The sequence below is a fragment of the Maribacter orientalis genome, assembly GCF_900109345.1.
In the GTDB taxonomy this organism is placed as follows: Bacteria; Bacteroidota; Bacteroidia; order Flavobacteriales; family Flavobacteriaceae; genus Maribacter; species Maribacter orientalis.
Genome location: NZ_FNZN01000006.1, coordinates 186,146 through 198,557, shown reverse-complemented (window position 1 = coordinate 198,557; position 12,412 = coordinate 186,146). Strand labels below are relative to the sequence as shown.

The window sequence follows — 12,412 nt, the reverse complement described above, 5'->3', positions numbered from 1 at the left end:
ATATACCAAAAAGAACTAAGGCTAAGTAATATGGTCCCGTCAATGACAGACGGGTATGACTGCTACCAAAATGCATTGGCAGAACGAATGAACGGCATATTGAAAGGGGAATTCTTAATCTATAAATGTAACAGTGGCAAAGAGTTAAAAAAGCTCATAGCAGAATCAATAAGAACATATAATAACAAAAGACCACACTTGAGTCTAAAATATAAAACACCTAACTTTATACACAACAAAAAACCAGAGAAGCTAGCTTCTCTGGTTTAATATTAATTATTTAAAAACTGTCAACCTATTTTAGGACGACTCAGTATTGCCTGACTCCTTAAGAACCACACATTAAACAATCATCATCTGCTTGACCTTCCTTAGCCCTTGCAATCATTTCTTTCATCTCTTGTGGGGACATTGGCTTAATATCTATTTCAGCTTGTGGAGCAACCTTAGAAACAGTTGCTTCAGTACTTACTACCGCATCATTTACGATAGATGTAACCACTTCTGCTTCAACAGCCTCGGCTACTGGAACTTCCTTCTTTTTAGAGTTATCTAAGGTAAATTTAATTGCATCTACCGCAGCTTTAGTCCGTAAGTAATACATTCCTGTTTTTAAGCCACTTTTCCAAGCATAAAAATGCATAGAAGTCAATTTCGAATAGTTTGCATTCTCCATAAATAAATTCAACGATTGACTTTGATCAATGAAGTAACCTCTATGTCTAGACATATCGATGATATCTTTCATACTAAGCTCCCAAACGGTCTTATATAAATCTCTTATATCTTTTGGTATCGTCTCTATATGTTGAATTGAGCCATTAGCGCGCATTAAATCTTGCTTCATATTCTCGTTCCACATTCCTAGACCTACTAAATCCTCTAAAAGGTGCTTATTAACCACAATAAATTCACCAGATAGTACACGTCTAGTATAAATATTAGAAGTATAAGGCTCGAAACATTCGTTATTACCTAATATTTGAGAGGTAGAAGCTGTTGGCATAGGGGCGACTAATAGTGAATTACGCACCCCGTTTTTCACAACTTCTTTTCTTAATTTTTCCCAGTCCCATCTTCCAGATAATTCGTCATCTTTAATTCCCCACATGTTGTGTTGAAATTCTCCTTTAGACATAGGCGAACCTTCAAAAGTAGAATAAGGGCCTTCTTCTTTTGCCATTTCTACAGATGCCGTTACTGCGGCAAAATACAAAGTTTCAAAAATTTCTTGATTCAACTTCTTAGCTTCATCACTTGTAAATGGTAAACGTAGCATTATAAAAGCATCAGCTAAACCTTGAACACCAAGACCAATTGGTCTATGGCGCATGTTCGAATTTTCTGCTTCTTTAACTGGGTAATAATTTCTATCAATTACTTTATTCAAGTTTTTAGTTACACGTTTTGTAACCTTAAACAATTCTTTATGGTCGAATTCTCCGTTCTTAATAAACATTGGCAACGCTATAGAAGCCAAGTTACATACAGCAACTTCATCGGGGGAGGTGTACTCCATTATCTCGGTACATAAGTTAGAAGAACGTATAGTACCTAAGTTTTTCTGATTACTCTTACGGTTGGCAGCATCTTTATACAGCATGTATGGTGTACCGGTCTCAATCTGTGATTCTAAGATTTTCTCCCATAGTTCACGTGCTTTAACTTTCTTACGACCTTTACCTTCTTCTTCGTATTTAAGATACAGTTTTTCGAACTCCTCACTATGCCTATTATACAAATCTGGACATTCGTTAGGACACATCAATGTCCAATCTTCATTTGCTTCTACCCTTCTCATGAACAAATCAGAAATCCACATTGCATAGAATAAATCTCTTGCACGCATTTCTTCTTTACCATGATTTTTTTTCAGGTCAAGAAACTCATAAATATCAGCATGCCATGGCTCCATATAAATAGCAAAACTTCCTTTACGTTTTCCGCCTCCTTGATCAACGTAACGAGCGGTATCGTTAAATACCTGTAACATGGGAACAATTCCATTGGATGTGCCGTTTGTACCGGCAATATAAGAACCTGTAGCCCTTACATTATGTATAGAAAGACCAATACCCCCAGCAGATTGTGAAATCTTGGCAGTTTGCTTCAACGTATCGTAAATACCATCAATACTATCATCTTTCATAGCCAAAAGAAAACATGATGACATTTGAGGTTTTGGAGTACCAGAATTAAACAATGTAGGTGTAGCATGGGTGAAGTACTTCTTAGACATCAACTCATACGTTTCTATCGCAGAATCCAAATCATTTAAATGGATACCAACAGATACACGCATTAACATATGCTGTGGACGCTCAGCAATTTTACCGTTCAACTTTAATAAATAAGAGCGTTCTAATGTTTTAAAACCGAAATAATCATAGCCAAAATCACGGTTATAAATAATTGTAGAATCTAAAAGCTCTGCATTTTCAGCAATAACCTTATGCACCTCGTCTGATAATAATGGTGCTTTTTTACCTGTTCTTGGATTAACGTACAAGTAAAGGTCTTCCATTGTTTCAGAAAAAGACTTCTTTGTATTCTTATGTAAATTTGAAACAGAAATGCGAGCAGCCAATTTTGCATAGTCTGGGTGTGTAGTCGTCATTGTTGCAGCGATTTCTGCCGCAAGATTATCCAATTCTGAGGTGGTAACCCCGTCATATAGACCTTCAATAACACGCATAGCTACTTTCAAAGGATCTACAAGCCCATTTAGGCCGTAACATAATTTTCGTACTCTTGCGGTGATCTTGTCGAACATGATCAATTCCTTTCTTCCATCTCTTTTAACTACATACATTTGGCTACAATTATTTTAGAATTAATTATTATTTATACAATTGCTATGTTAATAATTTTAACATATAATAATTTGAGCATAAAAACCTCCTTGCTTTAAAGCAAGGAGGTTTGCTCTAATTTTATTTAAAAATCTGCGTCGAAACTGATTTTCTGAGCTTCTTCATCGTTATTCATTACCCCTGCTTTCTGATATTCAGCAACTCTTTTCTCAAAGAAGTTTGTTTTGCCTTGTAGTGATATCATATCCATAAAGTCGAACGGGTTTGTAGTATTATAAACCCTATCGCACTCCAGTTCAACAAGAAGTCTATCGGTAACAAACTCTAGGTACTGTGTCATCAATTTAGAATTCATTCCAATTAAACTTGCAGGTAACGATTCTGTAATAAATTCACGTTCTATATCTAGTGCTTCAGTCAAAATCGCAGTGATTCTCTCTTTTGGGACCTTATTAATTAAATGTTTGTTGTGTAAATGCACAGCGTAGTCGCAATGCATTCCTTCATCCCTAGAGATTAACTCATTAGAAAATGTTAGGCCTGGCATTAAACCCCTTTTCTTTAACCAAAAAATTGAACAGAAAGCACCTGAAAAGAAAATGCCTTCAACAGCCGCAAAGGCAATTAGCCGCTCTGCAAAACTTGGAGACTCTATCCAATTCAATGCCCAGTCAGCTTTTTTCTTAATTGCAGGAAAATTCTCCAAAGCCTTAAAAAGTATATTCTTTTCTTTCTCGTCCTTTACATAGGTATCGATTAATAAAGAATATGTTTCTGAATGGATATTCTCCATCATAATCTGAAATCCATAGAAAAACTTGGCCTCGGCATATTGCACTTCACTTACAAAATTCTCAGCTAGATTTTCATTTACGATTCCATCAGAAGCGGCAAAAAAAGCAAGAATGTGTTTAACAAAATACCGCTCGTCCTCATTCAATTTATTATTCCAGTCATTTAAGTCTTCACTTAAATCAATTTCTTCTGCTGTCCAAAAACAAGCTTCACATTTTTTGTACCAATCCCATAAATCGTGGTGTTTAATTGGGAATATAACAAATCGGTCTGCATTTTCTTCCAATATAGGCTCTAGGGCTGTGGACATATAATTAAATTTTTAAAAATTAGTTGTAAAGAAGATGAATTCTACCTTCTTGTAGGGACCAACAAAGATTCAAAAATACATTCAATTTTTAAAGGGTGTTTTAGTATTTAGGCAACAAAGTTTTTAACACAAAATGTTGAAATCTAGGCTCACAGGTGATGTTCATTGCCCTAAGACTAATCGCCTCTTTGGAGTAACTTTTTTAAATATTAAACAAAACAATTATAAACCAAAAAGTATAAAAAATCATACTAGGTGGTTTATTAATGTTAACTGAAAGAATCTTAGGAATTTGGAAGAATTGATAAAAATGTACGGTCCCTCTAATGCTCATATTATGAAAAATGCCCACCAAGACTAATAAAGGTAGTTCCCCCGAAACCTTTTCTTAGACTGTAATTATACGGATAAACCGCAACCTTACTTATATTGGCGCTCAAAACATCAGAAATAAAATAACATACACTATTTCATAAAGAACCGTACTTACATTTATGCAATTATAATTTTATATCAGCACTAAAAGAACCTTTGATATTCAAAGATTCTCCCTTTGCATTTTTAAACTGTACTTCTAGATGACCGTCAATGGCATCTTCATGGTTTTTAAGAATTCTGATACCACCTGTTTTAATAAAAAAAGGAAGCTCATTCAGCCCATTTATATCTGCAAAACCATAAACACCATCAAACCCATTAATTAAGCCATTCAAGGTTTTAATTCTATAAAACCCTGTAAACCTTTTATTCTGAGTAATCTTGTTAGACGCAATAACAAATTCGATTGTTTGTACTTTATCGTTATTATTCTGTACGAAATTTAGTATTAACTTATTATGATTATTACCCCGTTCATCTTTTTGTATCCTATTTTGAAAGGATGCTATGCCCTCAATTTTCAAATTATATTTACCAGTAACATTAAAATTACATGACCCACTGTTAAGAGCAGGGTAGTCTAAAATTGGCTTTGATCCACTAGAAAGCAGAAATAGCGGTATAAAACCGAAAAAAAATAATTTTAGAGACTTACCTAGTATTGGAATCATAGATTACACGTTGACGTAAAAAAATATTCATGGTCGAATAATCGGCCGCTCCTTAATTTCATTTTCGACTACCAAATTTTCACTCAATTCATTATCAGCTTTCAAAACTCTAGAAGCAATCACCAAGAACACTATAAATAACGCGAACATTATGCTGCATTTTCTCATGTTAATAGGGTTTAAACTAATTCTAACTTGTTGCATAAAGGTAAATTTAAGATGGAAAAAGCTACGTTAGTATTGTATAACCTGTCCTTTTTTTTGTGTAAACTGCCTTAACGAATTTTGAAGAGAACCACCTTTTACATAATATGTAATCCTTTTCTTTCAAATACTTTAAAATACAAGAATTGTAACAGCATTATTACTTTTTCAACCGATTATACGAGAATTGCTTCCATTGATACAAATTTGTCCCTGAGAGCTAAACAACCCCCTATTTTTTCCTAACTTTCTACCCTGATATAATTTTAATATGCTACAAGCCGTAATTGTTGATGATGAAATAAAAGCATTGCAAAGTTTAACTTGGGAGCTCACAAATTTCAGCGATGAGATCAGTGTTATAGCCTCGTTCACCAACCCACATGATGCTTTAGACTATCTAGAAAAAAACACTCCTGACTGTCTTTTTCTAGATATTGAAATGCCCACAATGGATGGATTTCAATTCATTCAAAAGCTTACCAATAAAAACTTTCCGGTTGTCATTACAACAGCATATAATCAATACGCCCTAAAGGCAATTAAAAATGAAGCTTTAGACTATCTACTTAAGCCTATTGACACAGATGACCTTGAAGAAACTATTGCTAAAATAAAAAAGTTCAACAATAAAAATTTCTCTGTTGAAAAATTAGAGATGGCAATGCTCAATTTCAATTCAAGATCCGTACATAAACGAATCACGCTCAATACAGATGGTAAATTACTCTTTCTTGAGAGTGACGAAATTTTATACGCCGAATCTGATGGGAATTATAGTACTATATTTTTAACAGATGGTCAAAAAATTGTGCTCACTAAAAAATTGAAAGAAGTAAATGAATTATTACCGTCAGACTCCTTTTTTAGAATTCATAATTCTTATATTATCAATCTGAACAAAATAAAAGAATTCTTGAAAACTGATGGTTATGTGGTACTAAAATCGAACCATAAAATACCGGTTTCCAGACAAAAGAAATCAGATTTTTTAGATTTGTTGTAAGCCCATTTATGTTTAAACAACTACGAATACATATGCCTAATTCTACGATTTCAGTACATAGAAACAGGCTCTTCTATCTAATTTGCATTCTATTCACCTTTATTTACACACACCTTAGTTATTCTCAAACTATACCTGCAACTTTAAAAAAAAAGGTCGATAGCCTAATAATAACAGCACCAAAAACTTATCAAGAAATCGATAATGTTTTAAGAGAATTTGGAAAAGACAGTACGCTTATACGATATGTAAAAAATAGATCAGAAGATAAAGGGTATTTATGTGGGCAAGCTTATGCATTAAATCAATTAGGTAAAATTTATAGAGATATTTCTTTATATCCAAAAGCATTAGATTTATTTCAAGATGCACTCAAAACATCAATTAATGCGAATAGTATAGAATTTAGGGTCTACAGTCTTAACATGATCAGTGTAGTCTATAGAAATACGGAAGCTATTAAATCTTCCCTCGATTATAGTCAAGAAGCACTGGAATTAGCTGAAACAGTGCCTGAACCTAGCATAGAACTAAAGCGAAGCATAAATGTTTCACTTAATAGTATTGGTAATATTTATCAAATGTTAGAGCAATATGATCTTGCGATAGAAAAATTTGAAAAGTCATTGATTCTTGAAAAAGAACTCGACAATAAATTAGGTCTTGCGATTAACCACCAAAATTTAGGAGAGTGTTATGAAGCACAAGGAAAGTTAGAACCAGCACTTCAAAACTTTAGGAAATCTCTTGTCTACAATGAAATTATCGATTCTGAAAAAGGGAAGATTATTTGTAATTATAGCATAGCCCATATCTATGTACACAACGGGAAAATTAACGAAGCAATAAACATTTTACAATCAAACCTTAACAAGGCTATTGCTTTAGGAGACCAAAAAATAGTCACCATCATCTATATTAATCTAGGCTGGGCGTTGACACGTTTAGGTGATTTTGACTCAGCAGAAACAAACTTGGAAACTGGTCTTTCATTGGCTAAAACCTATGAGCTAAATGCTGAAATTGCCGAAGCAAATAAGTTTCTATCTGAACTTTGGATCAAGCAAGATGACTATGAAAAGGGTATGCGCTATTTTAAAGAGTCTAGAAAATATGAAGAGCGCATTACAAACTCTTTAAACCTGAGGTATGTAAATGATATGATTTTGAGGTACGAATCTCAAATGAGGGCCAATCAAGTTCAAAGACTTTCAGAAGAAAACGAATCTGTTCGTTTGAAACTTAGAAAAAACAGAACAATATTAATTGTTATTGCCATCTTCCTAGTTCTTCTAATAGGCATACTTTATATACTATACAGACAAAGTCAGTTAAATGCCGAGAAAAAATTATTGACTTTAGAACAAAGTATGTTACGAAGTCAAATGAATCCTCATTTTCTATTCAATTCTTTAAATTCGATTAAATTATATATTATAAATAACGAGAAAAAAAACGCTGTTCATTATCTAAATAAATTTTCGAAATTAGTACGTAAAATATTAGAAGCTTCTTCACAAAGAGAAATATCATTAGCGGAAGAATTAGAAACTGTTACCCTATATATGAACATTGAAAACATTAGATTTTCTAACGAAATAAATTTTAATGTTTATGTAAAAGATGATATTAACACTCATAATATTAAGATACCTTCTCTAATTTTGCAGCCATTTTTAGAAAATGCTTTATGGCACGGACTATCCTCTAAAGATGGAGCAAAAAATATTGACCTTGAAATCAAAAAAGGAAAAAGCGGTTTTATTGAAATAATCATAACCGATAATGGAGTAGGCCGTGATGCTGCTGAAAAGATAAAAGACAGTAAGGTTTTAAAAAGAAAATCGGTCGGTATTGATATAACTAAAGAGCGATTAGCAAATTTTTCGCGTGATTACGAGAACTATTTTCATGTTGAGATCATTGACAAGTTCGATGACGACACTAACCCAATTGGCACACAAATAGTTATTTATATACCAACTATTTAAGATAATCTTTCGCCACCTCTTCTAACTCATTATACCAACCTTCACCAAATTTTCGAATTAAAGCCTCTTTTACGAATTTGTAAACCGGAACTTTTAATTCTTCACCTAACGAACAAGCAGGATCACAAATTTGCCATTTATGATAATTTACAGCAGTTAACTCTGTATACTCTTTTACCCTAACTGGGTATAAATGACAGGAAACAGGTTTCTTCCATTTGATTTTACCCTGATTATACGCTTCTTCGATACCACATTTAGCAATTTTTCGCTCATCAAAAATAACGTACGCACATTCACTACCATTCACTAATGGAGTTTCCCACTCACCATCTTCACCTTTTACAAATGCACCGTGTTCTTCAATCACCTTTACCCCTTCAGGACGTAAAAATGGTTTTACCTTCGCATAAATATCAACCATGATTTCTGTTTCAGAATCTTCTACTGGCGCACCAGCTTCGCCATCTACACAACAACCACCTTTACAAGCGCTAAGATTACAAACAAAATCATTCTCAATGATTTCTTCTGATACGATAGTTTTTCCTAATTGAAACATGATCTAATTTAAAGGCCGCAAGATACATTTTTTAAAAAGTAATGGTCTTAGAATATTTCCCGAATAATGAACCAAGTCGAAATTTATAAACGTAAATTTGCAAAAATTTTCAACATGGAGTTTCATTTTAATTTTAGGGAGATTATTACAGCAAGTATGGTACTCTTTGCTGTAATTGATATTTTAGGGAGTATTCCCATAATTATTGGTCTTAGAAATAAGGTTGGGCATATTCAATCTGAAAAAGCCTCTGTTGTTGCCGCAATTATAATGGTTGCCTTTTTGTTTCTTGGAGAAGAAATTTTAAACCTTATAGGTATTGATGTAAACTCATTTGCCGTTGCTGGTGCTTTCATTATATTTTTCTTAGCTATCGAAATGATTTTGGGCATAACATTATATAGAGATGATGAACCTGAGAGTGCATCTATTGTACCTATAGCTTTTCCATTAATTGCCGGTGCAGGCACCCTAACCTCTCTTCTTTCATTAAGAGCTGAGTTTTATGTTGAAAATATAATAATTGCAATTATTGTAAACATTATTTTCGTTTTTATAGTTCTTAAGTCATCTGTTAAGATTGAAAAAATGCTAGGGTCAGGTGGTGTTAATGTTATTCGAAAAGTATTTGGGGTTATTCTAATGGCAATTGCAGTAAAATTATTCGCAGCCAATATCAATCAACTTTTCTAGGAAAGAAGAAGGTTGTAACTTTATAAAAAACTAGTTTATGAGCAAGACAATATCAATTATCTTCATAGCTATTGCAGTAGCTTTAATTGCCTATAACGTAACGATGGTAGATTTTGCCAATCCGTTTGAGAAAGATAGTACCATTGCACTTATTGGTATTATGGCTTCTTTATGTGCCATAATACTACTTTTGGTTTTTGTGACAAGCAAAAAGATTCAGGACAAAATAAACAAGGATTAATTATTAGCTTTGATTAAGCTAGATTCTTGTTGTTGCATTACATTACTATCCAATTCTAATACTTTCTGAAGCATAGGGTCTTCATCGGCCTTAATCTTCGCATGTATATTGGTATTGAACAATTGCTCGGCAATGCTTGCTTTTAAAAACCGCTTTATGCTTTGTTCATGTTCATAGAAATTCATCCTCAAATTTCTATTTACGGAATACTCTACGAATTTTTCAAAAAGTATATCATCAACTTTAAAATCGTTCACATACTCTTCTTGAGAATAGTTCGCATATCTATCACGATCCTCTTCTAAGTGTTCAAATACAAAAAATGATAAGAAACCCAAGGTATCCATACTCTCTACAGCCTCTTCCTCATTACTACCTATAGGCACAAACACATCGGGAATTATGCCACCACCACCATATACAACCTTGCCTTTTGGTGTAACAAATTTTAGAGAATCTGCTACTTTGATGCTATCAACTGAAACCATCTCACCACTATGAAATCTATCTGTAAAGCGTTGGTAGTAATCCTTAGTTCCGTTGGCATATGTTTTTTGAATGCTACGACCCGTGGGAGTATAGTACCTCGATACTGTTAAACGTACTGCCGAACCATCACCCAGTGCCATTTCGCGCTGTACCAATCCCTTTCCGAATGAACGACGACCTACAATAGTGCCAATATCATTGTCTTGTAAAGCACCTGCAACAATCTCACTTGCCGAAGCAGACCTTTCATTTATTAGAACATAAATGGGTTTGTCCTCAAAACTACCTTCATCAGTAGCAAAACTCTTATTTATCTTACCTTTCTTATTCTTGGTGAACAAGATAAGTTTTCCTTCTTCTAAAAACTCATCGGCCATCTCTTCTGCCATTCCTAAGTAACCACCTGGGTTATCGCGTAAATCAAGCACCAATTTTTTAGCTCCTCTTTTTTGCAAATCATCCAATGAACTTTTAAACTCCTTATAGGTCGATTCGGCAAAACGATTCACCTTTATGTAACCTATATCTTTGGTAAGCATATAAAAAGATTCTACACTTTTTAATGGCACTACACCACGTTTAACCTCTATATTGAATGTTTTATTTTCTGCTTTTCGAAACACCTTTAGGTTGACCGTTGTACCTTCTTTCCCCTTCAGCTTTTCAACAATCACTTCACTAGGAAAATCTTTTCCGTACAACGTATCATTATCTGCCATTAAAATACGGTCACCAGGTAAAATACCTTTTAAAAAACTGGGCCCATCTTTTACTGTTTTTATAACTGTGATTGTATCTTTATAAGCATAGAAATTTACTCCGATACCCACAAAATCACCTTTCATATTTTCAGATACGCGATCCATTTCCTTCTCTGAAATGTATACCGAATGTGGATCTAGCTTTTCTAAGATGCTATTTACAGTAATTTCAACAATACTATCTGTGTTGACATCATCTACATACTCGTAATCGATGTAATCAATAAGTCTATTGAGTTTATCCTTTTTAGAATTAGTAGAAAAAAGTCTTTCAGGCGAATCATTAAAACTAAGTTTTCCACCAATAAAAAAACCAACAGCTATGGCTGAGGCTATTATTAACGGCATTAGAAAACTATTTTTCTTGTTCATCATTAGTACAAACGTTAGATAGTAACATTTATTTCTGGCATGTGCTCCAATTCAACTCCCGCTTTTTCCAAGAATTTTAATCCGGAATCATCTTTATAAGCAATTTGATATACTACACGTTTAATGCCAGACTGATGAATTAACTTACTACATTCCCTACAAGGGGATAATGTTATATAAAGCGTAGCACCTTGACAAGATTGTGTAGAACTCGCTACCTTAAGAATAGCATTTGCTTCTGCATGCAAAACATACCATTTTGTATAACCCTCGTCATCTTCACAGAAATTTTCAAAACCGGTAGGTGTACCATTATAACCATCTGAAATTATCATTCTATTTTTAACTATGATCGCCCCTACTTGCTTTCGCTTACACGAAGACAGTTTCCCCCACTCCTTTGCCATTCTTAAATAGGCCCTGTCGTATTTCAATTGTTTTTCTCTCTTCATTCTACTAGCTTTTCAAAAGCTTAATGTACTAAGATACCTGCTTTGTAGGGCAAGGACAATATCTTAGGCTAAAATTTAACACTCTTAAAATGGAAACGTTTGGTATAATAATGGTAGTGTAATTAACATTATTAAGATACTACCTACGATAACGAATAAGCTTTGTTTTATTTGAAACATTGTTTGAACTACATAGGCCAGTACAAGAACCAACAAAACAATTATTACTTGTGAAATTTCTATACCAGCAGCAAAACCGAATAAGGGCCCCAATTTTTCTTCGGTTCCCATGATCATCATTTTAAAATAATTAGAAAATCCGAAGCCGTGTATCAATCCGAAGAAACCGGTAGCCAATGCATGAAACCAAATGGTTTTGGTTCCTTTTTGTACTTCTTTATCTATTAAATTATAAATGGCAGTACATAAAATGGTCACTGGAATCAAAAACTCAATCCAACTAGCCTCAATAAGCATTATTTCATAAACCGATAATACTAAAGCCAAACAATGGGTGATTGTGAAAACCGTTGCCAAAAGCAATATATTCTTCCAACTTTTAAATGTAAATGGAAGTGCTAATGCAGACAAAAATAAAATATGGTCATAGGCATTGACATCTAATACATGATGTAAACCCAATTGTATATAAAACCAAAATTCTTGCATAATGA

General features: G+C 33.6%; 13 protein-coding genes. 5 read left to right on the top strand and 8 right to left on the bottom strand.

The window, feature by feature from the left end:
- A partial coding sequence (locus BMY56_RS14045) for an integrase core domain-containing protein (protein ID WP_218144569.1) occupies positions 1–270 on the top strand: 270 nt, incomplete at its 5' end.
- 58 nt (positions 271–328) lie between these two features.
- On the opposite strand, the gene BMY56_RS14040 is transcribed toward BMY56_RS14045, so the two are convergent.
- The 4 genes from BMY56_RS14040 to BMY56_RS18685 all read right to left on the bottom strand — a co-directional run bounded on the left by BMY56_RS14040 (position 329) and on the right by BMY56_RS18685 (position 5,171).
- Positions 329–2,812, bottom strand: a complete 2,484-nt coding sequence (locus tag BMY56_RS14040) for a ribonucleoside-diphosphate reductase subunit alpha (protein WP_091625502.1) — start codon at positions 2,810–2,812, stop codon at positions 329–331.
- Between the two features lie 125 nt (positions 2,813–2,937).
- Positions 2,938–3,918: a ribonucleotide-diphosphate reductase subunit beta gene (locus BMY56_RS14035; protein ID WP_091625500.1), complete on the bottom strand. Its 981-nt coding sequence runs from the start codon at positions 3,916–3,918 to the stop codon at positions 2,938–2,940.
- Between the two features lie 500 nt (positions 3,919–4,418).
- Positions 4,419–4,967 carry a hypothetical protein gene (locus BMY56_RS14030; protein ID WP_091625497.1) on the bottom strand — a complete coding sequence of 183 codons (549 nt, stop codon included), beginning with the start codon at positions 4,965–4,967 and terminating at the stop codon, positions 4,419–4,421.
- A gap of 27 nt (positions 4,968–4,994) precedes the next feature.
- Positions 4,995–5,171, bottom strand: a complete 177-nt coding sequence (locus BMY56_RS18685) for a hypothetical protein (RefSeq protein ID WP_177170974.1) — start codon at positions 5,169–5,171, stop codon at positions 4,995–4,997.
- Positions 5,172–5,442: 271 nt separating this feature from the next.
- On the opposite strand from BMY56_RS18685, the gene BMY56_RS14025 reads away from it, so the two are divergent.
- Together BMY56_RS14025 and BMY56_RS14020 are read left to right on the top strand one after the other, a co-directional pair.
- Positions 5,443–6,177, top strand: a complete 735-nt coding sequence (locus BMY56_RS14025; protein ID WP_091625495.1) for a LytR/AlgR family response regulator transcription factor — start codon at positions 5,443–5,445, stop codon at positions 6,175–6,177.
- Positions 6,178–6,185: 8 nt separating this feature from the next.
- Complete coding sequence (locus tag BMY56_RS14020; RefSeq protein WP_245737229.1) at positions 6,186–8,168, top strand: tetratricopeptide repeat-containing sensor histidine kinase; 1,983 nt, start codon at positions 6,186–6,188, stop codon at positions 8,166–8,168.
- On the opposite strand, the gene BMY56_RS14015 is transcribed toward BMY56_RS14020, so the two are convergent.
- Positions 8,161–8,730 (bottom strand): DUF3109 family protein, encoded by a 570-nt coding sequence (locus tag BMY56_RS14015; RefSeq protein WP_091625489.1) that lies wholly within the window; start codon positions 8,728–8,730, stop codon positions 8,161–8,163. The genes BMY56_RS14020 and BMY56_RS14015 overlap by 8 nt on opposite strands.
- A 114-nt stretch (positions 8,731–8,844) precedes the next feature.
- On the opposite strand from BMY56_RS14015, the gene BMY56_RS14010 reads away from it, so the two are divergent.
- Both BMY56_RS14010 and BMY56_RS14005 read left to right on the top strand, forming a co-directional pair.
- Positions 8,845–9,423: a MarC family protein gene (locus BMY56_RS14010; protein ID WP_079512419.1), complete on the top strand. Its 579-nt coding sequence runs from the start codon at positions 8,845–8,847 to the stop codon at positions 9,421–9,423.
- A gap of 37 nt (positions 9,424–9,460) precedes the next feature.
- A complete protein-coding gene (locus BMY56_RS14005) occupies positions 9,461–9,664 on the top strand; it encodes a hypothetical protein (protein ID WP_079512418.1) in 204 nt (67 codons plus the stop codon).
- On the opposite strand, the gene BMY56_RS14000 is transcribed toward BMY56_RS14005, so the two are convergent.
- The 3 genes from BMY56_RS14000 to BMY56_RS13990 all read right to left on the bottom strand — a co-directional run bounded on the left by BMY56_RS14000 (position 9,661) and on the right by BMY56_RS13990 (position 12,407).
- A complete protein-coding gene (locus BMY56_RS14000; protein ID WP_091625540.1) occupies positions 9,661–11,286 on the bottom strand; it encodes a S41 family peptidase in 1,626 nt (541 codons plus the stop codon). The genes BMY56_RS14005 and BMY56_RS14000 overlap by 4 nt on opposite strands.
- 14 nt (positions 11,287–11,300) lie before the next feature.
- On the bottom strand, positions 11,301–11,738 hold the full coding sequence (locus BMY56_RS13995; protein WP_091625487.1) for a deoxycytidylate deaminase: 438 nt from the start codon (positions 11,736–11,738) through the stop codon (positions 11,301–11,303).
- An 84-nt stretch (positions 11,739–11,822) separates the two neighbouring features.
- A complete protein-coding gene (locus BMY56_RS13990) occupies positions 11,823–12,407 on the bottom strand; it encodes a HupE/UreJ family protein (protein WP_091625484.1) in 585 nt (194 codons plus the stop codon).
- Positions 12,408–12,412: the final 5 nt, after the last annotated feature.